We start from the raw sequence: 25,710 nt of genomic DNA, 5'->3' as shown, positions 1-25,710 counted from the left end.
CCGAGCTTGCCGCCATTCCATTAGATGCTGCCGAACAGCGCTCGCGGCCGATCACGCAATGTGTGAGCGAGGATCTGCAGCGCTCTCGTCAGCTGTTCTCGCGACGCGGCACACGCCAGGTTGATCCGCACGCCGTGCTCGACCGTCGAGCGATCCACCGCAAACGCCGATGCCGGCATCGTGTTGACGCCGCGCGCGAGCGCGTTTGCTGCGAAATCGTCCGAGCGCCACGGCGGCGGGACCCGCAGCCACACGAACATGCAAGCCGGATCGCTCGCCAGATGCTCGGCCGGCAACAGCTCGCTCGCGAGCGTCTGACGCGCCGCCAGTTCGGCGCGCTGCGCGTCGAGGATCGTCTGGGCAGTCCCGTCCTCGATCCAACGCGTGGCGATCAGCGTCGATAGCGGCGCCGGCATCCAGGCCGTCGTGCGGACGGCCTCGGCCGCAAGCGCGGCACCGTGCGGCGGCGTCAGGAGGTAGCCGATGCGCAGTCCGGGCGCCAGGATCTTCGACGTCGACGTGACATGAAACGTCAACTCCGGGCACAGGCTCGCGATCGTCGGCAAGCGCGTGCGCAACAACGGGCCGTAGACATCGTCCTCGATGATCGCGATGTGATGGCGCCGCGCAACGTCGACGAGCGCCGCGCGGCGCGCGAGGCTCATCGTGGTGACAGTCGGATTTTGCAGGTTCGGCACGACAAAGATTGCCTTCACCCGCATGCGCTTGCAAGCCGCTTCGAGGCGATCCGGCAGCAGCCCCTCATGATCGCTCGGGATGCCGACGAGCTCGAACTGGAACACCGGCGCGAGCGCCTTCAGGCCGTAATAGGTGAGCTGGTCGGAGAGGATCACACCCTCGTGTCCCATCAGACTGCTTAGGACTGCATAAAGACCGTGCTGAGCGCCGCTGGTGACGACGACGTTATCGGGGAGCGGCGCGAATCCCGGCGCGGCAATCCATTGCGCGCCCGCGGCTCGCGCCCACTGAGGCCCCTGCGGCGGCTGATACTCCTGCGTTTCAGAATAGCGAGGGTCGCGCGCGATTGTCGCCATCGTTCGCGCGAGCTGCGAAAGAAATTCGCCGGTCGCGGGCCGATTGACTGTCAGATCGATCACCGCGTTCGGGCTGACCGTGCTCCCATTGCTCTCCGCTCGCGTGTGCACCGCTGGCATCGCGCCGCCGGTCACGATCGAGCCGCGCCGCTTGCTCGCCACGATGAGCCCGCGCGCCTGCAACTCCTTGTATGCCCGCGAGACGGTCGACACGTTGATACCGAGCTCCAGCGCCAGGTCGCGCTGCGGCGGCAGCCGGCTGCCGGGCGGGTAAAACCCGCTGCGGACTTTCTCTTCGAGGTTGCGCGATATCTCGAGATAGGTGGCTTCGCGTCCTTTTGTACGCGGAACCTCTGCACCGTTTGTGTGGTTCAAGTCGATCTTCATTCGGGCGGTGTCTTCACACAAAGTACTCAGCGGGGCGGCTCAAAACTGTCTGTTGGAAGGTGGTTCGTCTGCACGGATCACATACTAAACCCTTTTTGAATGCCGTGCGAAGCCCGATTCTTCTGGAGAGAATCGGTGATCCGTTGCTCCGTCGGGGAAAGCACCTACCTCCACACAAAGATAAATCAATTGCGGACAAAAAATCTTTGTGTGAGTATGGTTGCGTCGTTTGTGCGGTGCCGTCGGTTGCCGAGCCTGAACGCGACTTCGGCGCCGCAATGTTAGCGAATCCGACGCAGCCACGGCCGCCTGCATACCAATTCCGATATCGATCTCGAGCCCGATCGCCCGCGTCGCTTTCCACCACCGCAGCAGTCTGCACCGAAGAGGACGGACATCATGAAACGCCGAAACCTTGTTGTCGCACTTGCATTTGGGGTCCTGTGCGCGCATGCGCCGTCGTATGGCGCGGAGCCCGAGATCGTCAAGATCGGATTCGCGGGACCGCTGACGGGACCGGTGGCCCGCGTCGGCAAGGACCTCGAAAACGGCGCGCAGCTCGCCATCGACGAGGAGAACGCGAAGAACCCGACGATCGGCGGCAAGCCCGTGAAGTTCGTGCTCGACGTGCAGGATGACCAGGCCGATCCGCGCGTTGCCGTCCAAGTGGCGCAGAAGATGGTCGATGACGGCGTGGTCGGTGTCATCGGACACTACAACTCAGGTTGCAGCATTCCGGCGTCGGCGGTCTACCACAAGGCAAACGTCGCGATGATCACGCCGGGCTCGACCAATCCGGCGTTGACTCATCAGGGCTTCGCCAACGTGTTCCGCACGATGGGACATGACGGCATCGGCGGGGTGATCGCCGGCGAGTTCGCGGTGCAGCAGTTGAAGGCCAAGCGGATCGGCATCATCGACGATCGCACCGCTTTTGGCCAAGGCCTTGCGGATGCGTTCGAGAAAGGCGCCAAGGGCGCGAACGGCAATGTCGTCGATCGCGAATTCACCAACGACAAGGCCGTCGACTTTCGCGCCATCCTGACGACGCTCAAGCAGAAGAACGTCGACATGATCTTTTTCGGCGGGCTCGACGAGCAAGGGGCGATGCTCGTCAAGCAGATGCGCTCGCTCGGCATGCCGGCCCATCTGTTTGGCGCGGGCGCGCTCAAGAGCAATGCCTTCGTTCAGATCGCCGGTTCGGCGGGAGAAGGCACGCAAGACCTCGAGCCGGGTCCCGCGTTGGACAAGCTGCCCTCGGCTCAGGCATTCGCGAAGCGTTACAAGGCGCGCTTCAACCAGGACGTCGAGCTCTATGCGCCGTTTGCCTATGACGCCGCGCTTGCCATGCTGAAGGCGATTCACGATGCCGACTCGCTCGATCGCGCCAAGATCGTCGCGGCTTTTCCGAAAGTCACTGTCACGGGCGTCACGGGCAAGATCGCATTCGACGGGAATGGCGATTTGATCAAGCCGCCGTACACGCTCTTCGAAGTGCAGCAGGGGCAATGGAAGAGTCTGCGGACGGTGGGCGGCAACGGCGTCTGACGCGTTGGGCGCAAGCAAGATCACACGAATGGCTCAGATCCGCGCAATCGCGAACTTGCCGATGCAGCCGCTCAGCGACGCGGAAAAGGCGCGGTTCGGCGAGATCTTCGGGGCTTCGCGGGCATTATTCGACTTCCCTGCGCAGGAGTTCACCCATTGAATGCGATTCCCGCATCGGCTTCTTCGCGCACGCGGCCAGCCTTGAAGGAGACCGCCATCGTCGTGGGCGGCGGAATCGTTGGTGTCTGCTGCGCGCTCTACCTTCAGCGTGGCGGATACTCGGTCACGATAGTGGACCCGGCCGCGCCTGGCGACAGCACCGCGAAATGGAGCTGCGGTCAAATGGCCGTTAGCGAAATCATTCCACTGTCGAAACCCGGCATCTTGATGAAGGTACCGGGCTGGCTGATGGATCAGAAGGGGCCGCTCGCGTTGCGGCCGAGTGCGCTGCCGGGCATCCTGCCTTGGTTCTTGCGGTTCGTCTCGTGCGCACGCCATTCGAAGATCGAGTCGATCGCGCGAGCGATGGCAACGCTCACGCACGATGTCTACGCGGACTATGCGCCATTGCTGGAAGCCTGCGGCGACAAGGCGCTGATGGGCGAGCAGCCCGTCATCGAAGTCTTCGACGATCCGGACGGCATCGCGCGCGAAAAGCCGCATCTGGATTTGCGCACGTCGCTGGGGTTCGAGTCGCGGCGGCTCGATGCGGCCGAGATCGGCGATCTCGAGCCCGCGCTCGCCGGACGCTTCTCTCACGGTCTACTGTTCCCGGACTGGCGCGCGGTGAACGATACGGAGGGATTCCTCGCCGCGCTCACCGACAGCTTCGTCGAGCAGGGCGGGCGCCGCGTTCGCGCCGAAGCGGCCCGGATCGATGAGTCGTCCGGGCGTGCGACAGGTGTGACCCTCATGAATGGCGAGCGTCTGGCCGCAACGCAGGTTGTCGTCGCGGCGGGAACCGGGTCTCGTCGATTCTTCGACGCGCTCGGCGTGCGCGTCCCGCTTGCGGGCATCGCGGGCTATCAGGCCTTGCTCCCCAACCCAGGCGTGGAACTTCGGCATTCGGTCATCTATGCCGACGGCGGCTTTTGCTTCAGCCCGTTCACACGTGGCCTGCAAATCGGCGGCACTATAGAATTCGCGGGGCGCGATGCGAAGCCGAACTTCAAGCGAGCAGAAATCATCCTCGAGAAGGCGAAGCGGGTTCTGCCCGAACTGCGCACGGAAGGGCTCGAGTATGGCGTCGGCTACCGACCGTTCCTGCCGGATACCAAGCCAATCATCGATCGCTCGCAACGGTTGAGCAATGCATTCATGGCTTTCGGCCACGGCCAACTCGGGCTGACGCTCGGTGCGACGACAGGACGTTTGATCGCCGAGATGGTGGCCGGCCGGCCGACAAAGCAAGACCTCGCGCCGTTCAGCGCATACCGGTTCTGATCGAGGCCGTAGACGACTAGCTGACGACTCACGAGGTAGTAGAGGGACGTTTTCGAGCTATGTGCACGAACGGCGCGGTGGCGCCGCTAGTATCTCGACCTCCCCTGGCGCAAGCTCGAAGCTCCCCGCAGACACTCGTTCGCCGGAGAGCGCACTCGTCCATTCACTCCCATGGACGGTCACGCGCTTGCGCTCTTTCGTCAGGTTCAAGATGAATCGAAGGCGTGTCGTGGCCGAGCTTCGGACGGCTGTCTCCACGCCTTCGGGTAGATCGGGCATGCAGTCGACATTCAGATCGGCCGCAATCCGACCGAGCAGACGCTTGGTCGCTTCATCGTCCAGCACTGTTCCAACGTAATAAACGGTGCCCTTACCGCAGACGTTTCTCGTCACGGCCGCGCGGCCCGCGAAATACTCGCTCGAATAGGCCGCCAACGTTTCGGCTGTGGTTGGCGAAAGGACGTCGCACCACTGCGCGCATTCGAACTCACCGCCGATATCGAACTTAACGCGCTGCCGGTCCTTGCCGACAGGATCGTATTCGTCCACGACAACGCCTGCGAGCTCCGTCAGCAAGTTCGGCAAGCGGTCCGGCAGGCACACGTTGTTCATATTCTTCACACCCGAGCGCGTCGTTAGGACGAGCGTACCGCCTCGCTCGACATACTCGCGCAGCCGAGCCGCGATGTCGTCATCGATGAGATAGAGCATCGGCGCGACGACGAGCTTGTAATTGCCGAAATCGTCCTTCCAGTTGATCGCGTCGGTGCCGATACCGATTCGCACGAACGCCGAATGCAGCCGCTTGAAGTTGCCGAGGTAATCGAAGCCATCCGATTGCGGCTGAATCTGAAACGCGTTGAGTTGCTCGTGCGAAAAGAGCATGGCCACATCGTGGTCCAACGTCGTGCCCTCCAGCAGCGGAGCGAGCTTCGCCGCTTCGCGACTGAACTGCACGAACTCCTCGAAGCGGCGGCCCGGTACGCCATGATGGTCGAGCAAGCCATGCCAGAACTGTTCGGCGCCGATGCGGGCCGAGCGCCATCGGAACTGGACCACTGCGTCGGCCCCACGGGACACGCTTTGCCACGCATGCGCGCGGATCATCCCAGGAAAAGGCGTCCGCGACATCGGATACCAGCACCCGGGCGTTCCGCTCAGTTGCTCCATCACCCAGAAGTTCTTGCGCTTGACACCGCGCGTCAGATCCAACGTCAGCGCGCCGTGATACATCCTCGACTTCGAGTCGTCGACGAGGTCGGTCGCCGGATAATAGTCGACAGATGCAAAGTCCATGCTGTCGAACATATCGTAGTAGTCGGCCGTGACCGGGTAGCCCCACAGGTTGTGCGTCACGAACTTGCGCGGACTGTTCCGGCGAATGATCTCGGCCTGGAACCGGTTGAATTCGGCGACCGAATCCGAGCAAAAGCGGCGGAAGTCCAGCAGGAACGACGGATTGAGATGAGGCGAACCGCCCAGCGGCGTGCTGACCTGCATCCAATCGCTGTACTCGCCGCTCCAGACGACGGTACCCCACTCGCGATTGAGATTCTCGATCGTTTCGTACTTGCTTCGAACCCAGGACCGAAAGCGTCGCGTGCAATGCTCGCAATGGCAGTCGTTGGCCGCGAGCTCGTTGTCGGTTTGCCAACCGATCACGGCGGGATTCGCACCGTAGTGCTTCGTTAGCCGGTCTATGATCCGCTCGCCGAATTGACGCAACGAAGGGCTGTTGTAGCAGCGGTGAAGGCGCACGCCCGGGTAATGCGTGTGCCCCTTGTTGTCGACGGGCAGTACGTCAGGATAGCGGTGCGTGAGCCAGACGGGAGGCGTCGCCGTAGGCGTACCCAGCACGATGCCGATGCCATGACCCGAGAGGATATCGATAGCTTGGTCGAGCCAGTCGAAATCGAATGTGCCTTCGGTGGGCTCGAGTCTCGACCATGCGAATTCGGCGAGGCGCACGATCGTGATGCCGGCATCCTTCATTTGCTGCGCGTCCTGCTCCCATAATGCGCGGTCCCAGTGCTCGGGGTAGTAGTCGACTCCGACTTTCATTGAATTCATCCTTTCATTTGAAATGGCAGACGCAAGCGATCTCGCGAGGGAGTCGAGTCGACTCGCTCGCGGCACCTGATCTGGAGATTCGTTTGCTCAGCCCTTCGTTGCGCCGAACGTCAGCCCGGCGACGAAGTGTTTCTGCATCGCGAAGAACAGCACGACGGATGGCAGTGCAGCCAGCAACGACCCGGCCGAGACGAGGTTCCACGCTGTAGTCCATTGCCCCTTCAGCGCGGCGACACCGACGGTGATCGGTGCTGCCTCGTCACCCTGTGTCAGGCAAAGCGCCCAGAAGTAGTCGTTCCACACGAACGTGAAAACGAGGATCGAGAGCGCGGCGAGTGCGGGCGCGATCAACGGCAGGATGATTCGGCAAAAAAGCTGCCACTCGTTGGCGCCTTCGATACGGGCGGCTTCGACGAGCTCGTACGGCAGTTCCTTGATGAAGTTGCGTAAAAACAGCGTGCAAAAGCCTGTCTGAAATGAGAGATGGAAGAGAATGAGCCCCCAAACAGTGTTATAGAGCCCGAGATGCAGCGTCAATTGGCGCACGGGGATCATCAACACCTGGATCGGTACGAAGTTGCCGGCCACGAACGTTCCCAGAATCGCGGGGTTGCCCTTGAACGGATACGTCGCGAGTGCAAACCCGGCCATCGCGGCCAGAGCGATGGCCCCGGTCACTGATGGAATCGTAATGAGGCAGCTATTGAGGAAGTAATGCAACATCGGTGATCCGAAGAGCACCGTTCGGTAGTTTTCGATCAAGCCGAAGTGCCTGGGCCAGCCCCAGTAGTTTCCAATCATCAATTCGCTCGTCGAGCGAACCGAAGTGACGACCACCGCGATGAGCGGCAGCAGCCAGATGGCGAGCGCGATCGGCAACGATATCTTGTAGAGCGTTCGTCCGACCGGACTCCATCTGTCGATGGGCGTGGGATACATGGCGGGTTTTCCTCGTTACCGGTCCGTATGGAGCAGGCGGCGCAACTGATAGACGATGAACACGAGCATGATGAGAAAGAGCACGACCGCGATCGCCGCCGAGTAGCCGTATCGGAAGTACTTGATCGCCTGGTCGTACATGAAATAGGCGAGCACCGTCGAACTGTCGAATGGTCCGCCGCCTGTCATGACCGCGATGAGGTCGAAGCTGCGAAGCGCGCCGATGACGGTCAGGACGACCGATAGAAAGGTCGCGGGCCGCAGCTGAGGCAAGACAATGTGCCACAGCAGCGACCAGCCGGTCGCGCCTTCGATGCGGCCGGCCTCGATGATTTCGGGATTGATGCTCGTGAGATTCGTCAGATAGAGCAGCATGCAAAACGGGATTTGCGGCCACAACGCGGCTCCTATCACGCCGAGCGTCGCGTAGCGCTCGTCGCCGAGCACGGGAATGCCATGTCCGATGATGAGCTTCAGGAGACCAAAGGCCGGGTCGTAGAACCAGCTGAAAACGAGGCCGACCACGACGCCCGACAAGACGAACGGCGAGAAGAACAACGATTTGACGAGCCGAATGCCGCGCACTTTCTGGTTGAGATACAGCGCGAACGCGAGGCCGATCGGCGGCGCCAGCAAGAAGAGCACGAGCCATAGCAAGTTGTTCTTCAGCGCCGTATAGAACGTGTCGGTATGCAGGAGCTCCTGGTAATTCGCGAGCCCGACAAAGACCTTGTCGCTCATGCCGTCCCAGCTGTAAAAACTCAGCCAGACGCTGCTGATGATCGGATAGATCACGTAAATGCAGAACATCGTGCAGGCAGGCAGCAAAAACAGGATCGCGGCCCGCTTGCGTCGGCTCGCGAGCGGGGCCGACCGCTTGGATGTCGAGACGTGACGGATCGAATAAAACGAGTCTGCTGGCGAACCGTTACTGACCGATGTTCTCGTTTCGGCGGGAGCCATGGCCGAGCCTCATGCGGTTACGACAGGTGGTAGACGCGCTTACGCGTCTCTTCCAGGTGCTGCAGAATCTCGTCGAGCTTCGCCGGGTCGGTGATGAATCGCTGCATTCCCTTCATCCCTTCGTCTGCCATTTCCTTCGTCATGTCGCGGTCATAGAATTGCGCGACACCGCCCGTGGTATTCGAGAGAATTTGAAATCCGATTTTCGCGATCGGATCTTCGGGCATGGGGGCCTGTTTGTTGGCGGGCAGCGTCCCGATGCCTTTTGCAAGCTGTCCATCGATGTCAGGACGACCGATAAAGGCCAGGAACTTACGGGCATCCGGTTTGTTTGATGCGCGAGCGGGAACGTTGAGGCACTCCGCGGACCCATCCTCTGCCGCCGAAATCTTGGTGTCGATCGTCGGAAAGCGGAAAAAGCCCGTCTGCGCTTTCGTCGCCGGCGGCAGGCCAGGCGACAGGAAGGTCCCCATCAGCATCATTGCGGCCTGGCCCTGGATGTAGAGCGGTTGGACGGAATCGAGGCTGTACGAGAGCGGATTGTCGATGAAATACTTGTCGTCGATCAGCGTCTTCCACGCCTCATAGACCTTCTTCACGCGCGCATCCGTATAGGGAATTTCCCCGTTCATGAGTTGCATGTGGAAGGCATAGCCGTTGATGCGAAGGTCGAGGTAGTCGAACCATGCCGCAAGCGTCCACGAATCGCGGCCGCCCACCGCGATCGGCGCGATCCCGGCGGCCTTCAGCTTGCGGCAGGCTTCGAGGAATTCGTCCCACGTGGCGGGCTCATGCTTGATCCCGGCTTTCTCGAACAAGTCTTTCCGATAGTAAAGACCCCACGCAAAATACTGCGTGGGCATCGCAAATTGTTTTCCTTGGTAAGAGGAAGGCGTTTTCAATGAAGCAAACTGCGAATTCCATCCGTTCCTTTGCCAATCGGTCGACAAGTCTTCGAGCAAGCCACGGCGGGCGTAGTACGCCATACGTTCGCCCTCATGCCAATTGATGACGTCCGGGGCGACCGAAGTCAGCCAACTGGGAAGCTGGACTTTGTACGTCTCCTCTTCGACGAAAGACACCTTTGCCGTGACATCCGGGTTCGCCTTCTCGAATTGCTGGATCAATTGCTCCCATACCGCGCGCTGCTCGCCGCCCTTGAATGCGACGTTGAGCTGAAGCGTGCCCGCATGGGCGGCACTGGCAAAGGAAAGGGCGATAGCGAAAGCCGAGAGCAAAGGCAGTCGTTTCATGGATGTCTCCGGATGTCGTTTATCGAAGTCTCGGCATTACGCGGCCATCGGCGCTCGATACGCCTGCGTCACGCCTTTCAGTGTGATGCCGCCATGTCTCCGCTTCGTTGGTTTAACGTTACACCACAAGTGTTTAAAAAAAGGCCGGAGGGCCTGACCTGGAGCAACGCTACTTGCATTTGCGCTAGACTCTACGCCCGACAAGCCACATGCGCAAGCGCTTTTCGAGGGCGAGGGGGAAGCGGCGTACTCGGCGGCGGATCGCATAACATTAAAAACGACATGTTGTCGTTCCCATCGACGAGTGTGCTTCGGATGAGCAGCAAACTATTCAACCCTGCCGCGACCATCAAGGACGTGGCGGCGCAAGCGGGCGTTTCGGTCATGACCGTTTCGAACGTGCTGCGCGGCCGCGGCCGTGTCAGCGAGGAGACGCGACGGCGCGTGCTCGAGACGGCGGAGCGCCAGGGTTATCGGCCTAACCTGACGGCGCGCGCGCTCGTTGAACGCAAGGCGCCGACTCTGGCCTTGATGCTGAGCTGCATCACGAACCCCTTCTATCCGGAATTCGCACTTGCGGCGAACTTGCAAGCGCTAAAGCACGAGCGTCATTTGCTCGTCTGCAATACGGATCATGAACCTGATAGAGGCACCGGGTTTCTCGAGCAGGTCGCAGGATCGCTGTCGGACGGCGTCCTCGTGGCAAACAACGCCGACCTGCCGATCGATGAACTGCGCGCGCTTCAAGAGCGGGGTATTCCCGTGGTCATCAGCGTTTGGGAGCGGCCCGACGAGCCGCCCGGCATACCTTGCGTAACGTTCGATTCGGAAGGCGCGGGCAAGCTCGCGGCTCAGCATCTCGTCGAGTACGGACATCGACGTATCGGGGCGATTGTCGGCAGTCCGAAACATGGCATCCATGGCGGACGATACGCCGGGTTCCGCGAGGTCGTGCGAGCGGCGAAGATTCGTCAGTCGACGGCTGACGAGCGCTTCACGGAGGACTCGTTCGAGCATGGCTACGAGGCGGCGAAGGATCTGCTCTCGGCGCGCCCGGACCTGACCGCGATCTTCGTTTCCAACGATCTTCCCGCTTTGGGTGTGTTGAACGCGGCGAGCGATCTCGGGTTCTCGGTGCCCGGCGATCTATCGGTCGTGAGCATTACCGATATCATCCCGGCCCGCCAATCTCGCCCTGGCCTGACGACCGTCGCGATACCCACGGCCGAAATGGCGGAGAAAGGGGTCAATCTGCTCGTCGAGCTCATGGCGGGACGCGCGACCGAAGCGACGGTCGTGCATACGTCCGCACCAAAGCTCGTCGTTCGGGGGTCCACGGCCCGGTTGCGGTGAGCGCGAAGTCTCGGCGTCACCATCCCGACATGAAAGGAAGCCATGGAAATCAAGTGGATCGAGGATTTCATCGCGCTAGCTCAATATCAGAGCTTTTCGCGGGCAGCGGAATTCCGCAACGTCACTCAGTCAGGCTTTAGCCGTCGAATCCAGTCGCTCGAGCAATGGGTCGGCGCGGAGCTCATCGACCGCAGCGGTTTTCCGCCTGTCCTGACGCCGGCGGGACAACTGTTTCGCGAAGCGGCGGAAGATGTCCTCGCCAAGCTGTACGACACGCGAGCCATCATCCGGACCGAACAGCGAATCGCCGGCAAGAGTCTGCAGATCGCGGCAGGTCATACCATCGCGCTGAATTTCCTGCCGGGCTGGCTGAAGGCGCTCTCGACGCATTTCGGCGAGGTGCGGGCGCGTGTCATTCCGACGAACGTTCACGACTCGATCTTGATGCTGGTGAACGGAAACTGCGAACTGATGTTCGCCTATCACCACCCCGAGCTTCCGCTTCACCTCGACCCCGAAAGGTATGAGCACGTCACTGTCGGGATCGACACGTTGATGCCCGTCAGCAAGCCGAACTCGCGTTCGGCACCTGCCTTTCGCCTCCCGGGCACCAGGCAACAGCCGCTGCCGCTCATTTCATACACGGAGACCAGTTACTTCGGGCGTTGCCTCGCGTTGCTTCTGGACCGGGCGGCAGAGCCCCCCGCGCTGCAGTTGCACTACGAGTCCGATATGGCCGAGGTGCTGAAGAAACTCGTCATCGAGGGGGAAGGGGTCGCCTGGCTGCCGCAAAGCGCCATTGCCGCGGAACTCGCGGCCGGGGATCTGGTGCCGGCGGGAACCGCGACATGGAAGCTTCAAATCGAGCTACGCGTGTATCGCGATTCTTCCAATCGCAACGATCTCCTGAACGCACTTTGGCAGCATCTGCGCGCGAGCTCGGCTTCGCTCGGGTAAGCGTTTCGCGCAGGTTATGCACGATTCGCATATGGCGATGCGGTAAAAGCATCGCCGTTTTTTTGACTCTCCGTACCATCCCGTCTGACGGTCGAAAGCGGCGATTACCTCCTGCGGCTTTCAGCCTTTATCTTGCGCATGCCGGGCACCTTCTGCCCGTTCAGCGCAGCCTGAGGACGGATGCATATGAAAAATCGCCTTACCCTATCGATCGCGGTCGGCATGATACTGGGCGTCGTTGCCGGCTATGCCTGTCACGCAAGTATTTCGGACCCGGCTTCGCTCAAGACAGTGGCGGGCTATTTCTCGATCGTTACCGACATCTTCCTGCGGCTGATCAAGATGATCATCGCGCCGCTGGTGTTCGCGACGCTCGTCTCCGGCTTGGCCGGGATGGACAGCGGCCAGGACGTGGGCCGTATCGGTTTTCGCTCGGTAGGATGGTTTCTCTCAGCGTCTCTGATTTCGCTTTGCCTCGGCCTCGTCATGGCCAATTTGCTGGAGCCCGGCACGGGCCTGCATTTGACTGCGAGTGCCAGCGAGGCGAACACGGGTCTCAATACATCAGCCTTGAACGCCAAAGACGTCATTACGCACGCGTTCCCGACGAGCCTGCTCGATGCGATGGCGCGCAATGACATTTTGCAGATTCTCGTGTTTTCGGTTTTCCTCGGGATCGCGCTCAGCGCGCTGAGGCGTGACGCGCGCGTCGGCATCGTCATTCAGGCGATCGATGGCTTGGTGCCCGTGATGCTGAAATTGACGAACTACGTAATGCGCGCCGCACCGATCGGCGTATTCGGGGCGATTGCATCGGCGGTCACCTTGCGCGGTCTCGACGTGCTCTATACCTATGGAAAGCTGATCGGTTCGTTTTACCTCGGATTGCTCATCCTGTGGGCGATCCTGATCGGGGTGGGTTCGCTGTTTCTCGGGCGACGTGTCGGCAGCCTGCTCAAGGCGGTGCGTGAACCCGCGCTCATAGCCTTCTCGACGGCGAGTAGCGAGGCGGCTTATCCGCGCCTCACCGAGCAGTTGGAAAAGTTCGGCGTGGACAAGAAGGTGGTCGGATTCACGCTTCCATTGGGCTACGCCTTCAATCTCGACGGCTCCATGATGTATCAAGCGTTCGCGGCGATTTTCATCGCGCAAGCCTTTGGTATCCAAATGCCGCTCACCGAGCAGATCTTCATGCTGCTCGTTCTGATGCTGAGCAGCAAGGGCATGGCGGGCGTGCCGAGGGGATCGGTGGTCGTGGTCGCCGCTGTTGCGCCGTTGTTCCATTTGCCCGCATCGGGCGTGGCGATGGTCCTCGCGATCGACCAGATTCTCGACATGGGCCGCACGATGACGAACGTCATTGGCAATGGCATTGCTACCGCCGTCATTGCGAAATGGGAAGCTGCGCGCCAGTCGAATGTGAGCGAAGCGTCATTCGCACAACCGGAGCTCGACGTAAGATGATCTCGGTGGTTGGGCAAAGCCGGCGCAAGTATGGCGTGATCGGTGGGCTGGGACCGCTGGCGAGCGCCGACGTGTTCTTCAAGCTCATCAAAGCTACGCCGGCGTCATCCGACGTGGAGCATGCCGACGTCATATTCGAGCAGCACCCGTTCAGAGGTTCAGGGGCGGGCAGTATGGCGACGACGGAACGCAAGCTCTACGTGTTCGACATGATCCGAGACTTCGAGCGGCGGGGCGTGACGACCGTCGTGCTGCCATGCTTTCTCAGTCATACGTTTGTCGACGAGCTGAAGGCGAACACGAGCTTGACGATCGCGGATATCGTCGAGGCCGTTCACGCTCACGTGCAAAAGAAGTATCCGGACGCGAAACGCATCGGTGTGCTGACATCGGACTATATGCGGGAGAAGCGGCTCTTCGAGCGGTACTTTGCCGCGCCGCAATTCGAAGTCGTCCACCCGCGACGTGTCGATGATATCGATCTTGTGACCGACGCGGTGTATGGGGCGGGCGGTATCAAGTGCGGAAATCTTCGCGGCCATCCCGTCGAGTTGTTGCGCAGGGCCTGCGACGACCTCGCAGGGCAGGGCGCGGAAGTCATCGTTCCCGGCTTGACTGAGATTGCTCTCGTCGCGGACGAACTCGGGCTGACCGAGGTACCGCTTGTCGACTCCAACTTGGCCTACGCGCAGTTTGTCGTGTCGGGCCGATTCGATTCTTCGTCGCCGGTTTTCAAAATCGGTGTCGTGGGTGGCGTAGGGCCGGCTGCGACGGTCGATTTTCTCGGCAAGATCGTCGGCAATACGCCTGCGTCGCGCGACCAAGAGCATATCAAGCTGCTCGTCGAGCAAAACCCGCAGATCCCCGATCGAACCGAGAATCTCATCGGCGACGGAGCGGACCCGACCGTTTCCTTGTATGCGACGTGCAAGAAGCTCGAAGACGGCGGCGCGGATCTCATTGCGATCCCTTGCAATACGGCTCACGCGTTCGTCGAGCGAATTCAGCCCTATCTCGGGATACCTATCGTCAATATGCTCACGGTCACGGTCAGCTATCTGCGCGAAGCATTTCCCGATGTTCGAGATGTCGGCTTGTTGGCAACGTCGGGCACGATCGAGAGCGGAGTCTACCGGAAGGCGCTCGCGTCCCACGGATTGCGGCACGTTGTACCGGGGCCGGCGCTGCAGATGCGGGTCATGGAAGCGATCTATGGAAAGCAGGGAGTCAAGGCGGGCTTCAAATCGGGGCAGTGTCAGGAAGATATTCGCGCCGCCGTCGAGGGGCTGATCGAAGAGGGCGTCGGCGTCATCGTCCTCGGGTGTACGGAACTTCCCATCCTGCTTACTAGTGGCGAGTTCATCGGCAGCCGCGGTACACGCGTGCAATTGGTCGATCCGACGGAAGTGCTTGCGCGAAAGTGCGTTGGCTACGCCAAGACGCGTGGGGCTGAACCGACGCCCCATCGCGTTCAATAGGCAAGGGTAGGCACTTAGCTGTTGTTCGCCGCATCGTTCTTTACGCTCGGCCTCGTCTCGCTGATATCCGGACCAATCGCAACCGAGGCCGCGCCCGCCGGGATGGTCTCGACTTCGATGGGCATCGTCGTGGGAGCAAGCGAAATTTTCGGCGGCCGCGTCGCACCGGCACTGGCTGGATTCGTAGCCACTCGTTTTGGTATTCAAAACTTCATATGGTTGCCGGTGTGCGCAGTGGTGCTGGGCATCGGTGTCAGCCTGCTCCTCCAGGAAACCGCACCGGCCAGGATGCGCCGGCCGAGTTCGGCTGCGGCCGAGTTCGTACCTAGTGAAAATCCCGAGTGAGTGAACCGCGAACCGCCCGTTGCAGTCACCAATTACCTAGGTAATCGACACGTATAGACCTAAGTAATTTGAGGACCTACTCTCGTTTCGACATCGGACTGCAACCGAACACGCGAAAGGGGGAGGACCATGCCGAATCAAGCAACGCGAGAAGTCGATACCGCAACGCTGCGACGCGTCATCGCGGCCGCTTCGATAGGCAACTTCGTCGAATGGTTCGATTTTGCCGCATACGGATTCCTCGCCACTATTCTGACCCGTGAGTTCTTTCCGAGCGGCGATCCAACGGTCGGGCTTTTGAAGACGTTCGCGGTCTTTGCGGTCGCGTTCGCGTTTCGCCCGCTCGGCGGGCTCTTCTTCGGGATCGTCGGCGACCGGATCGGCCGCAAGCGAACGCTCGCTTTCACGATCTTGTTGATGGCGGGGTCCACCACGCTGATCGGCCTCGTTCCGACGTATGCCCGCATCGGCTATTGGGCGCCGTTGTTGCTCACCATCATTCGCTGCGTCCAAGGGTTTTCCGCGGGCGGTGAGTATGCGGGCGCTTGCGCTTATGTGATGGAACATGCACCGCGCCGGCGCCGGGCTTTCTTCGGCAGCTTCGTTCCGGTTTCGACTTTCTCGTCGTTTGCCTCCGCGGCGGTCGTCGCCTATGCACTCGAGTCCTCGTTGTCATCGGCAGCGATGGTCGATTGGGGGTGGCGCATTCCGTTCCTGATCGCGGCGCCGATCGGCCTCATCGGTGTCTATCTGCGCGTCAGTCTGCACGAGACACCCGCGTTCCGGGCGCTCGAGGGAAGGAAGGAAGTTGCGCACGCGCCCCTGATGGAAACGCTGCATTCGCAGTCGTGGAACATCCTCAAGCTCGGTGCCTTCATCTCCGTGACGGCGCTCTCGTTCTATACGTTCACGACTTATTTCGCGACGTACCTTCAGGTGGTCGGCCATTTGTCGCGCGGCACGTCGCTCTTGGTGACGGTGCTCGCGCTCTGCTTTGCCGCGGCCTTGTGTCCGCTCGCCGGCCTCTTCTCCGACCTGGTAGGCCGCCGCATGACGGTCGCGAGCACGTGCGTCTTCATCATCGCATCGGTTTATCCGGCTTTCTCGCTGGGTGGATCGGGTGATCTGTCGCACTTGTTGCTCGGCGTCGCGCTGCTCGCGATCGGCGCCGTGCTCTCGGGCGTCGTCACGGCACCGCTTTTGTCGGAAGTCTTCGCGACGAAGACGCGATATACCGCATCCGCGATCACGTACAACCTTGCCTATACGATTTTCGGCGGCACCGCGCCGCTCGTCGCGACATGGTTGATTTCCGTGACCGGAACGAACCTGTCGCCTGCGTACTACCTGATCGCAGTGTCGATCTTTGCCATGATCGGTGGCCTCTCGCTGAGCGAAACGTCCCGCACCGCGCTCGAGGAAGCCGGTGCCACAGCCGAACGCGCCAGCGCCGCAAAATCTGTCAAAGACGCTTTCGAACGATCGATTTGAGCGGGCGGCTCGCGCGTGCGCGCTTACGCAAGGCTCAACGATAAGATGCGCGGGCAAACGTCGAAAATGCCGAACATGACCGAGACGATGTCCAACCTCGATTAGGAGGATCTCTTCAGGCATCTGCCCGTCGCTGTCATCGTGGCCAGAGAGCGCATCATGGTGGACTGCAATGCAAGAGCCCTGGAACTGTTCAGGGCCGCTCGCAGCGACATCATCGGTCATTCGTTCTCCAAACTCTACCCACAACAGAAGGACTTTACGACGATCGGTCAGCGCCTCGCGCCGCTCATCGCAAATCGGGCGGTGCTCAACGATAACCGCATCATGCGGCGCATCGACGGAACCCATTTCTGGGTCACCGTTTGCGGCTTTGGCTATAACCCAAAGCGGCCTTTCGAGCTGGCGGTCTGGACCTTTGCCGACCTATCGGAGAGCGGGAAGCAGCCCGACGTCGCGAGCACGTTGACGGAGCGCGAGCGCGACGTCGCGGCATTGCTCGTCCATGGCTTGACGAGCAAGGAGATCGGCAAGGAGCTCAACATCAGCCCGCGCACGGTGGACATCCATCGAGCAAGCCTCCTGCGAAAATACGGCGTGCGAGGGACCCCCGACCTCATCGCGCGGCTGCTTGCCTGAGTCCTGCGCCATGCGCTGAGAGGACGGAAGCAAGCTCGCCGAGGCTGGCATGTCGTTATGAGGTGGCGCGGTCGCATTCAGCGCGAAATGGATCGCCGCGCCCGTAGATTCACTTTCGTGGTGAAACGCCGAACAACTGAAAGACCACACCACGCAGCCAGCGATTCCCGGCCTCATGGTGATACCGCGCGTGCCAATGTTGGCGGACGGCGAAGCCGTCCACCGGAATCGGGCACGGATGGACGGCCAGATCGTTGCCCCGCGCGAGCGTTTCGCCGATGTGACGAGGCAGCGTGGCCACGAGATCCGTGGTCTGGACGATCGTCCCGAGTCCGAGGAAGCCCGGCAACTGCAGCACGACGTCACGCTCGATGCGTGCACGGGCCAGCGCCTGTTCGAGCAATTGCGCACCCGTTCCCGATTCGATGGCGACGTGACCCTCCGAGCGGTACTGCTTCAAGCCGAGCCGCGAGCGAACGCGCGGGTGATGCCGGTTGGTCAGGCACACCCAGTCCTGTTGGTAAAGCTGCTGCTGATAGATGCCGCCGCTGAGCCAGGGCACATAGCCAATCGCGAGGTCGGCTTCGCCCGACTCGAGCGCGCGTTCCGTGTTGCCGTCGATTCTCGCCGCCTCGAGCCGGACGCCTGGCGCCTGAGCACGCACATGCGCGAGCATTCTGGGCAGTAGCGTGATGTGGCTCGCGTCCGTCATGCAGATGCGAAAGCGCCGCTGCGCCGTGGCGGGATCGAACGCGATTTCCCACGCGAGGAAGCGCCTCAGCGATTCGAGAATTGCGCGGCACGGCCCGATCAACGCGTCGGCCTGCGGCGTTGGTGCCATACCGCCGGGTGTCCGGATGAAAAGCGGATCCTGCAGATGCTCGCGCAACCGCCCGAGCCAGATGCTGACGGTCGGCTGACTCTGACCCAATTGCTCAGCGACACGCGTGACGCTGCGCGTGTCGTAGAGCAGGTCGAACAGTTGCAGCAGTTTGAGGTCGGGCAGGTCGGTCGGTATCATGGCGATAGATGAGTTATTGCAATATGCAATGACGACATTGTACTCATTGCATTGCGGATATGAATGGCAGCTCCTATCGTGTCACTACACGTCAAGGAGGAGCCAAGTGAAGATTGCGATTCTCGGCGCCGGCGCATTAGGCTGCGCGATCGGCGCCGCTCTCACGGAGGGCGGCCACGAAACGTGGCTGCTGGGCCGTTCGCCCGCACATGTGGAAACGATGCGCCGCGACGGCCTTCTGGTCGACGATGCCAACGGTTCGCGGCGCATTGCCGTGCGCGCCACGACTCAGGCGAATGAAGTCGGCGTGGCTGATGTGGTCGTCGTACTGGTCAAGTCCTTTCACACCGACGCCGCGATGCGCGGCGCCCTTACGCTGGTCGGGCCGCCGACGGTTGTGCTTTCGCTGCAGAACGGACTCGGGCACGAGGACATCCTCGCCGAAATCGTCGGCCGCGAGCGCGTGCTGGCGGGCAAGACGTATGTCGGCGGCGTGCTGCAAGGTCCGGGACATATCCAGTCGGGCGTCACCGGCAAGCTGACCTACATCGGCGAGCTCGACGGTCAGTTCACGCCCCGCGTGCAAGCCGTCGCCGGCGCGTTCAATGCAGCCGGCCTGATCACGACAGTCAGCGACAACATCATGGGCACGATGTGGGACAAGCTGCTCGTCAACGTCGCCACGGGCGCGCTCACGGGCATCACGCGGCTCACTTACGGACAACTCTACGAAGAGCCGCTGCTCAAATCGACCGCCCTGGCGGCCGTATCCGAGGCGATCTCGGCGGCACAGGCGGCTGGCGTCAGGCTTTCGATGACTGATCCCGAGCAAGCCTGGACGCTCGCGGCCGAAGGCCTCTCTCCGGCGTTCAAGACTTCAATGCTGCAGAGCCTCGAAAAAGGCTCGGTAACGGAGGTCGATTTCATCAACGGCTCGGTGGTGCGCTGGGGACAAAAGCTCGGCGTGCCGACGCCCGTCAACGCGACGCTGCTCGCATGTATCAAGGGCATCGAACGCGCGATGGCCGATCAACAACGCAAGGAGGCAACGGCATGAGCGGCTCCAAGGCTTATCTGGAACACGTGGCCATCTGGGTGAAGGACATCGGCTGGCACATCCGCTTTTTCGAAGACGTGCTCGGCATGACGATGCGCGAAGTCGACGGCACCGTCGACGCGCCGCGTCAGTACTGGACGCTCGGCGGCCTGCAGTTCATTCACGCGCCGCAGTACGAGGGCCCAGAAGGCCGACTCGCGCATCTCGGGATCATGTGCGAAGACCTGGAAGCGGCACTCGCCGCGGCTCGACCCTATGCCGTCAGCGAGATGCCCCAAGGGCGCAACTGGCTGCGCCTGCCCGACGGACTCGCCATCGAGCTGATCCAAGCCAGGCCCGCGTCCTGCGTCGCGCAGGCGCTGGGAATCGACCCGCGCGCGGAGGCATGACCATGACCATCATCGAGAAGTACTGGGACGACGCCCGCGAAGGCGACGAGTGCGTAAGCCCGAGTTACACGGTGACGAAGGAGCGCATCCTTGCCTATGCCGACCTGACGGGCGACCACACGCCCGTGCACGTGGATGAGGCGTATGCCAATGCGAGCCACTTCGGTTGCCTCGTCGCGCATGGGCTGTTCGGGCTGTCGATTGCCGACGGCCTCAAGACGCAGAGCGACTATCGCTTCCTACCTGGCATGTCGCTCGGCTGGACCTGGGATTTCCTGCTGCCCATCAAGGTCAACGACGTCCTGCACGTGAAGTTTCGCATCGGCGCAATGCGGCCGAGCAACAGCCGTCCCGGCTGGGGCATCGTCGTCTTGCCGTCCGAGCTGATCAATCAGGATGGACAGATCGTTCAACGCGGCGAGCATCGCCTGATGGTGCCGCGCCGACCGGGAGCCTATTGATGCAGCAGACCCGTCCCCTCGAAGGCATACGCGTCGTCGACTATAGCCACTTCCTCGCCGGCCCCTACGTGGGGCGTTGCCTCGCGGCGCTCGGCGCCGAAGTCATCAAGGTCGAGCGTCCCGGCAGCGGCGACGCCGGCCGCCAGCACGCGACGGTGCTCGACGACCAGCAGAGCGGCTATTTCCTGCAACTCAACATGGGCAAGCGCGGTGTCAGCGTCAACATGAAAGACCCGCGCGGCAAGGAATTCATGCGGCGCCTGTGCGACTCGGCGGATGTGTTCGTCGAGAATTACCGCCCCGGCGCATTGGATAAGCTGGGGCTGGGCTACGCTCAGCTATCCGCGAGCAATCCGGGCCTCGTCTACTGTTCGATCTCGGCGTATGGCCACACGGGCCCCGATGCGCATCGTGCAGGCTTTGGCCTAATCGCGGAAGCGAAGAGCGGCATCATGCAGATGGTCGGCACGCCGGGCGAGCCGCCGCCGCTGCTGCGGATATCGCTCGGCGATATGTACACGGGCATTCACGCCGTCGCCGCGATCAACGCAGCGCTGCTCGGGCGAGTGAAGAGCGGACGCGGACAGCACATCGACATGGCGCTGTACGACACGCTCGTCTCCATGCACGAGTATGCGGTGCAATGCTACACGCTGCGAGGCGTGCTGCCGGAGCAGACGGGCCACGATATGCCGACGTCGACCCTCTATGGCGTGTTTCGCGCGGCGGACGGCGACCTCGTGATCGCGGCGCAGGTGGACGATGCATGGAAGCGCTTCGCCGCGCTGATCGAAACGCATGGCGGGCCCGCCGGATTCGGCGGCGATGCGCGCTTTCACGATAGCGCGGGCCGCAACGCGCATCGGCAGGCGATTCTGTCCGTCGTGCAGCCGTGGGTCGCCGCGCGCCCGGTCGCTCAGGTGCTCGAACTGCTGGACGGCATCGATGTGCCGTGCGCGAAGGTGCAGCGCATCGACGAGGTGCTCGACGATCCGCAGATTCAGGCGCGCGGCATGGTGGTCGAACAGCACCATCCGCGTTACGGGACACTGCGCCTGCCCAATCTGCCGTTCCGCTTCTCTGATTGCGATACGACGATCCGCGAGGTCGCCCCCGATCTCGGACAGCACAACGCGGAGGTCGCGCAATCGCTCGGCTTTTCCACTGCGGAGATCGACGCGATGCAAACCGAAGGCGTTCTTTACGCGAAGTGAGACATCATGAGTGACCAGTATGCAGTGATCGGCAATCCGATAGCACACACGAAATCTCCGCTGATCCACGGCCTCTTTGCCGAGGCGACTCGGCAGCAGATGTCATATGTTGCAATCGAAGGCCCGCTCGATCCTGACGATGGCTTCGAGCGGATCGTGCGTGGGTTCGCCGCCGACGGCGGCAAGGGCATGAACGTCACTGCGCCGTTCAAGCTCAGGGCGTTCGCGCTCGCCGACGAGCGCAGCGAGCGCGCGAAGTTGGCGGGCGCCGCCAATGCCCTCAAGTTCGAGAACGGCCGGATCGTTGCAGAGAACTTCGACGGCATCGGACTCACGCGCGATATCGAAGTCAATCTCGGCGTGCCGCTTACCGGCAAACGCGTGTTGATGCTCGGTGCGGGCGGTGCCGCACGCGGTGCGCTGCTGCCGTTTCTCGCCGCGGGTCCCGCCGATCTGGTCGTTGCCAACCGCGACGTGTCGAAAGGGGAGGCGCTGGTAGCCCAAGTCGGCCCGCACGACGCGGGATTGCATGCGTGCGGCTACGGCGATCTCGCGGCGATGGGGCGCTTCGATGTCGTCGTGAACGCGACCTCCGCAAGCCTGACAGGTGAACTGCCGCCCGTGCCACCGAGCGTCTTCAGCCCCTATGGCACCGCCTACGAGCTTGCGTACGGCAAGCGGCTCACGCCGTTTTTGCGGCTTGCCCGCAACGCAGGCGTGCTCGGTGTCGCCGACGGCGTCGGCATGCTCGTCGAGCAGGCAGCCGAAGCGTTTGCATGGTGGCGCGGTGTGCGTCCCGAGACGAGCGCGGTGATCGATCGTCTCACCGTGCCGCTCGACTGAGTGCGCAAAGGGAGAAAGAAAATGAAGAGCATCCTGATGCTTCACGGCATCAATCACAACATGTTCGGCAAGCGCGACCCCGCGCAGTACGGCACGGTCACGCTAGCCGAGATCGATGCGAGGCTGCAGGCACTGGGCGCGGAACTGGGCGTGCACGTCGAATCGTTCCAGACGAACAGCGAGGCGGCGATGTGCGAGCGCATTCATCGTGCGTTCGAAGAGGGCAAGGACGCCGTGCTGATCAACGCCGGTGCGTGGACGCACTACAGCTACGGCATTCGCGACGCACTCGCGATCCTCACGTGTCCGATCGTGGAACTGCACATGTCGAACATTCATGCGAGGGAAGCGTTTCGGCACCATTCGGTGTTCGCCGATATCGTCAAAGGACAGATCTGTGGCTTCGGGGTTGACAGCTATCTTCTCGCATTGCGGGCGGCCCATGCTGCGCTCCGCGATTGAGCGACGCACGAGGATTGCAATGAGGCTAGGACACTAGGCGCAACGCCCGAAAAAAAAGCGCCGCGGGCGTTCAGCCCCCGGCGCCATGGCATCGCGCTACGACGAATACCTCACGCGGCAGCCCAACAGCGTGCTTACATATTGACGGTGTCGGCCACTTCCTTGAAGTCTTCGATCTGATCGAAGTTCATGTATTTGTAGATCTTGTCACCGTTGGCGTTGATCACGCCGATGTCGGCCATATACTCGTCCTTGGTCGGTATCCTGCCCAGGCGCGAGCAGATGGCCGCCAGTTCCGCCGAGCCGAGGTACACGTTCGTGTTTTTGCCGAGCCGGTTCGGGAAGTTGCGCGTCGAGGTCGACATGACCGTGGCGCCTTCACGCACCTGCGCCTGGTTGCCCATGCAAAGCGAGCAGCCTGGCATTTCGGTACGCGCACCGGCGGTGCCGAAAACACCGTAGTGACCTTCTTCGGTCAACTGCTTCTGATCCATCTTGGTCGGTGGGGCCACCCACAGCTTGACGGGGATATCGCGCTTGCCTTCGAGCAGTTTCGACGCCGCACGGAAGTGGCCGATATTGGTCATGCACGAGCCGATGAACACTTCGTCGATCTTGGCACCGGCCACGTCCGACAGCGTCTTCACATCGTCTGGATCGTTCGGGCAGGCCACGATCGGCTCGTGGATGTCCGCAAGGTCGATCTCGATGACGGCTGCGTACTCAGCGTCGGCATCGGGCGACAGCAGTTGCGGATCGGCCAGCCACTGCTCCATCGCCGTGATGCGGCGCTGCAGACTGCGCGGGTCCTGATAGCCCTGAGCGATCATCCACTTCAGCAGCGTGACGTTGCTGTTCAGGTATTCGATGATCGGCGCTTGGTTCAGATGGACCGTGCAACCGGCGGCCGAGCGCTCGGCGGAAGCATCCGACAATTCGAACGCTTGCTCGACCTTCAGATCGGGCAGACCTTCGATTTCGAGAATGCGGCCCGAGAAGATGTTCTTTTTGCCTTGCTTGGCAACCGTCAGCAAGCCTTGCTTGATCGCGTAGAGCGGGATTGCGTTGACCAGGTCGCGCAACGTCACGCCCGGCTGCATCTTGCCCTTGAAGCGGACCAGCACCGATTCCGGCATGTCGAGCGGCATCGTGCCGGTGGCGGCCGCGAAGGCGACGAGGCCAGAGCCTGCCGGGAAGCTGATGCCGATCGGGAAGCGCGTGTGCGAGTCCCCGCCAGTGCCCACGGTGTCGGGCAGCAGCATGCGGTTGAGCCACGAGTGGATCACGCCGTCGCCCGGGCGCAGCGCGATGCCGCCGCGCGTGCTGATGAAGTTCGGCAGCGTCTGGTGGGTCTTCACGTCCACCGGCTTCGGATAGGCGGCGGTATGACAGAACGACTGCATGACGAGGTCGGCCGAGAAGCCCAGGCACGCCAGGTCCTTCAGTTCGTCGCGGGTCATGGGGCCGGTGGTGTCCTGGGAGCCGACCGAGGTCATCTTCGGTTCGCAATACGTACCCGGGCGGACGCCCTGGCCTGCGGGCAGGCCGCAGGCGCGGCCGACCATCTTCTGGGCCAGCGAGAAACCCTTGCCGCTATCGGCCGGCTGCTGCGGCAGACGGAAAAGCGTCGACGGGGGCAGACCCAGCGCTTCCCGTGCCTTGGCGGTCAATCCGCGGCCGATGATGAGGGGAATGCGGCCGCCGGCGCGCACTTCATCGAACAGCACGTCGGACTTCACCCGGAATTCGGCGATCACCTCGCCGTTCTTCAGGGCCTTGCCTTCGTATGGGCGCAACTCGACCACGTCACCCATTGCCATCTTCGAGACGTCGAGTTCGATCGGCAGGGCGCCGGCGTCTTCCATCGTGTTGTAGAAGATCGGGGCGATCTTGCCGCCCAGGCACACGCCGCCGAAGCGCTTGTTCGGAACGAAGGGGATGTCTTCACCCGTGAACCACAGCACCGAGTTGGTGGCCGACTTTCGCGAGGAGCCCGTGCCGACGACGTCACCCACGTACGCGACGAGGTGACCCTTTTGCTTCAGCGATTCGATGAACTTGACCGGGCCACGCTTACCGTCCTCTTCCGGGGTGATGCCGGGACGGGCGTTCTTCAGCATCGCGAGCGCGTGCATTGGAATGTCCGGACGCGTGGTGGCATCAGGGGCGGGGGAGAGGTCGTCGGTGTTGGTTTCGCCCGTGACCTTGAAGACGGTGATCGTCAGGCTTTGCGGCACTTCGGGCCGGCTGGTGAACCATTCCGCGTCGGCCCAGCTTTGCATGACGGCGCGGGCGTTGGCATTGCCCTTCTCGGCCAGTTCCTTGACGTCGTGGAACTGATCGAACATCAGGAGGGTTTTTTTCAGCGCGTCGGCGGCGACGGGCCCCACTTCGGCGTCGGACAGCAGTTCGATCAGCGGCTGGATGTTGTAGCCGCCCAGCATCGTGCCGAGCAGTTCGGTGGCGCGGGCGCGCGAGATCAGCGGGCAGGCCGTCTGGCCTTTGGCCACGGCGGCAAGGAAGCCCGCCTTCACGCGAGCGGCTTCGTCCACGCCGGCCGGGACCCGGTGGGTGATGAGATCGAGCAGGGTCTGCTCTTCGCCCGCGGGCGGTTTCGTCAGCAGTTCCACCAGCTCGGCGGTCTGCTGAGCCGTCAGCGGCAGGGGAGGAATACCGAGCGCGGCGCGTTCGGCCACGTGAGCACGAAAGTTTTCAAGCATGGGGGACCTGCTGTTTTTTGCGGTTCAGGGGAAGGCTTATCAGGCACTCCGGTATAGCGGACACTGCTTCGGATCGCGATTCTAATGGCAATGGCATGCGGCGTCAAATGTCTTATATCTTATATAAGAGTAGGGTATGCGTACCACCCCCTACGTTG

At 62.0% G+C, this 25,710-nt stretch carries 22 protein-coding genes and 1 pseudogene; 16 read left to right on the top strand and 7 right to left on the bottom strand.

From position 1 onward, the window contains the following. Positions 1 to 20: 20 nt before the first annotated feature. Positions 21 to 1,442: a PLP-dependent aminotransferase family protein gene (locus tag AB4Y31_RS17215; RefSeq protein WP_368674943.1), complete on the bottom strand. Its 1,422-nt coding sequence runs from the start codon at positions 1,440 to 1,442 to the stop codon at positions 21 to 23. 399 nt (positions 1,443 to 1,841) lie between these two features. Between AB4Y31_RS17215 and AB4Y31_RS17210 the strand changes: the two genes are divergently transcribed. Genes AB4Y31_RS17210 through AB4Y31_RS17200 form a run of 3 tightly spaced genes read left to right on the top strand, consistent with a single transcriptional unit; the run spans position 1,842 to position 4,433 of the window. Continuing rightward, positions 1,842 to 2,990 (top strand): branched-chain amino acid ABC transporter substrate-binding protein, encoded by a 1,149-nt coding sequence (locus AB4Y31_RS17210; RefSeq protein WP_368674942.1) that lies wholly within the window; start codon positions 1,842 to 1,844, stop codon positions 2,988 to 2,990. Positions 2,991 to 3,018: 28 nt separating this feature from the next. Further along, positions 3,019 to 3,150, top strand: a complete 132-nt coding sequence (locus tag AB4Y31_RS17205) for a hypothetical protein (RefSeq protein ID WP_368674941.1) — start codon at positions 3,019 to 3,021, stop codon at positions 3,148 to 3,150. Further along, entirely contained in the window at positions 3,147 to 4,433 is a 1,287-nt protein-coding gene (locus AB4Y31_RS17200; RefSeq protein WP_368674940.1) for an NAD(P)/FAD-dependent oxidoreductase, read from the top strand. The genes AB4Y31_RS17205 and AB4Y31_RS17200 overlap by 4 nt, the downstream gene beginning before the upstream one ends. A 57-nt stretch (positions 4,434 to 4,490) precedes the next feature. On the opposite strand, the gene AB4Y31_RS17195 is transcribed toward AB4Y31_RS17200, so the two are convergent. The 4 genes from AB4Y31_RS17195 to AB4Y31_RS17180 form a co-directional block, all read right to left on the bottom strand. Beyond that, a complete protein-coding gene (locus AB4Y31_RS17195) occupies positions 4,491 to 6,494 on the bottom strand; it encodes a beta-galactosidase (RefSeq protein ID WP_368674939.1) in 2,004 nt (667 codons plus the stop codon). A 96-nt stretch (positions 6,495 to 6,590) separates the two neighbouring features. Next, on the bottom strand, positions 6,591 to 7,442 hold the full coding sequence (locus AB4Y31_RS17190) for a carbohydrate ABC transporter permease (RefSeq protein ID WP_368674938.1): 852 nt from the start codon (positions 7,440 to 7,442) through the stop codon (positions 6,591 to 6,593). A 15-nt stretch (positions 7,443 to 7,457) separates the two neighbouring features. After that, positions 7,458 to 8,405 carry a carbohydrate ABC transporter permease gene (locus AB4Y31_RS17185; protein ID WP_368674937.1) on the bottom strand — a complete coding sequence of 316 codons (948 nt, stop codon included), beginning with the start codon at positions 8,403 to 8,405 and terminating at the stop codon, positions 7,458 to 7,460. Between the two features lie 17 nt (positions 8,406 to 8,422). Continuing rightward, positions 8,423 to 9,658: an ABC transporter substrate-binding protein gene (locus AB4Y31_RS17180; protein WP_368674936.1), complete on the bottom strand. Its 1,236-nt coding sequence runs from the start codon at positions 9,656 to 9,658 to the stop codon at positions 8,423 to 8,425. Between the two features lie 315 nt (positions 9,659 to 9,973). Here AB4Y31_RS17180 and AB4Y31_RS17175 point away from each other — a divergent pair, with 315 nt between their 5' ends. From AB4Y31_RS17175 to AB4Y31_RS17145, 7 genes and pseudogenes are all read left to right on the top strand, one after another. Continuing rightward, positions 9,974 to 11,011, top strand: coding sequence for a LacI family DNA-binding transcriptional regulator (locus tag AB4Y31_RS17175; protein WP_368674935.1), 1,038 nt, complete (start codon positions 9,974 to 9,976; stop codon positions 11,009 to 11,011). Between the two features lie 42 nt (positions 11,012 to 11,053). Next, complete coding sequence (locus AB4Y31_RS17170; RefSeq protein WP_368674934.1) at positions 11,054 to 11,968, top strand: LysR substrate-binding domain-containing protein; 915 nt, start codon at positions 11,054 to 11,056, stop codon at positions 11,966 to 11,968. A 186-nt stretch (positions 11,969 to 12,154) separates the two neighbouring features. Then, complete coding sequence (locus AB4Y31_RS17165) at positions 12,155 to 13,432, top strand: dicarboxylate/amino acid:cation symporter (protein WP_368674933.1); 1,278 nt, start codon at positions 12,155 to 12,157, stop codon at positions 13,430 to 13,432. Continuing rightward, positions 13,429 to 14,910 carry an aspartate/glutamate racemase family protein gene (locus tag AB4Y31_RS17160; protein ID WP_368674932.1) on the top strand — a complete coding sequence of 494 codons (1,482 nt, stop codon included), beginning with the start codon at positions 13,429 to 13,431 and terminating at the stop codon, positions 14,908 to 14,910. The genes AB4Y31_RS17165 and AB4Y31_RS17160 overlap by 4 nt, the downstream gene beginning before the upstream one ends. An 18-nt stretch (positions 14,911 to 14,928) precedes the next feature. Then, a pseudogene (locus AB4Y31_RS17155) lies at positions 14,929 to 15,255 on the top strand (MFS transporter); the annotation flags it as partial. Between the two features lie 129 nt (positions 15,256 to 15,384). Beyond that, the gene (locus tag AB4Y31_RS17150) at positions 15,385 to 16,746 is read left to right on the top strand and encodes an MFS transporter (protein WP_368674931.1); all 1,362 of its coding nucleotides are present in this window, start codon (positions 15,385 to 15,387) and stop codon (positions 16,744 to 16,746) included. A 123-nt stretch (positions 16,747 to 16,869) separates the two neighbouring features. Next, positions 16,870 to 17,385 (top strand): LuxR C-terminal-related transcriptional regulator, encoded by a 516-nt coding sequence (locus AB4Y31_RS17145; RefSeq protein ID WP_368675318.1) that lies wholly within the window; start codon positions 16,870 to 16,872, stop codon positions 17,383 to 17,385. Positions 17,386 to 17,494: 109 nt separating this feature from the next. On the opposite strand, the gene AB4Y31_RS17140 is transcribed toward AB4Y31_RS17145, so the two are convergent. Next, positions 17,495 to 18,406: a LysR family transcriptional regulator gene (locus AB4Y31_RS17140; protein ID WP_368674930.1), complete on the bottom strand. Its 912-nt coding sequence runs from the start codon at positions 18,404 to 18,406 to the stop codon at positions 17,495 to 17,497. 106 nt (positions 18,407 to 18,512) lie between these two features. Here AB4Y31_RS17140 and AB4Y31_RS17135 point away from each other — a divergent pair, with 106 nt between their 5' ends. The 6 genes from AB4Y31_RS17135 to aroQ are packed head-to-tail and all read left to right on the top strand — an operon-like array spanning position 18,513 to position 22,832. After that, positions 18,513 to 19,463 carry a ketopantoate reductase family protein gene (locus AB4Y31_RS17135; RefSeq protein ID WP_368674929.1) on the top strand — a complete coding sequence of 317 codons (951 nt, stop codon included), beginning with the start codon at positions 18,513 to 18,515 and terminating at the stop codon, positions 19,461 to 19,463. Beyond that, positions 19,460 to 19,852 (top strand): VOC family protein, encoded by a 393-nt coding sequence (locus AB4Y31_RS17130; RefSeq protein WP_368674928.1) that lies wholly within the window; start codon positions 19,460 to 19,462, stop codon positions 19,850 to 19,852. The genes AB4Y31_RS17135 and AB4Y31_RS17130 overlap by 4 nt, the downstream gene beginning before the upstream one ends. 2 nt (positions 19,853 to 19,854) lie before the next feature. After that, entirely contained in the window at positions 19,855 to 20,313 is a 459-nt protein-coding gene (locus tag AB4Y31_RS17125; RefSeq protein ID WP_368674927.1) for a MaoC family dehydratase, read from the top strand. Beyond that, entirely contained in the window at positions 20,313 to 21,527 is a 1,215-nt protein-coding gene (locus tag AB4Y31_RS17120; protein WP_368674926.1) for a CaiB/BaiF CoA transferase family protein, read from the top strand. Before AB4Y31_RS17125 ends, AB4Y31_RS17120 begins: the two co-directional genes overlap by 1 nt. A 6-nt stretch (positions 21,528 to 21,533) precedes the next feature. Beyond that, positions 21,534 to 22,370 carry a shikimate dehydrogenase gene (gene aroE, locus AB4Y31_RS17115; RefSeq protein WP_368674925.1) on the top strand — a complete coding sequence of 279 codons (837 nt, stop codon included), beginning with the start codon at positions 21,534 to 21,536 and terminating at the stop codon, positions 22,368 to 22,370. A 21-nt stretch (positions 22,371 to 22,391) separates the two neighbouring features. Further along, the gene (aroQ, locus tag AB4Y31_RS17110) at positions 22,392 to 22,832 is read left to right on the top strand and encodes a type II 3-dehydroquinate dehydratase (protein WP_368674924.1); all 441 of its coding nucleotides are present in this window, start codon (positions 22,392 to 22,394) and stop codon (positions 22,830 to 22,832) included. Positions 22,833 to 22,966: 134 nt separating this feature from the next. Here aroQ and acnB read toward each other — a convergent pair whose 3' ends face one another. After that, positions 22,967 to 25,552 (bottom strand): bifunctional aconitate hydratase 2/2-methylisocitrate dehydratase, encoded by a 2,586-nt coding sequence (gene acnB / locus AB4Y31_RS17105; RefSeq protein WP_368674923.1) that lies wholly within the window; start codon positions 25,550 to 25,552, stop codon positions 22,967 to 22,969. Between the last annotated feature and the right edge of the window lie 158 nt (positions 25,553 to 25,710).

The sequence above is a fragment of the Trinickia sp. EG282A genome, from assembly GCF_040965455.1.
Classification (GTDB): domain Bacteria; phylum Pseudomonadota; class Gammaproteobacteria; order Burkholderiales; family Burkholderiaceae; genus Trinickia; species Trinickia symbiotica.
Note: the sequence above shows the minus strand (reverse complement) of the source record. Positions and strands in the feature narration are given on the sequence as shown.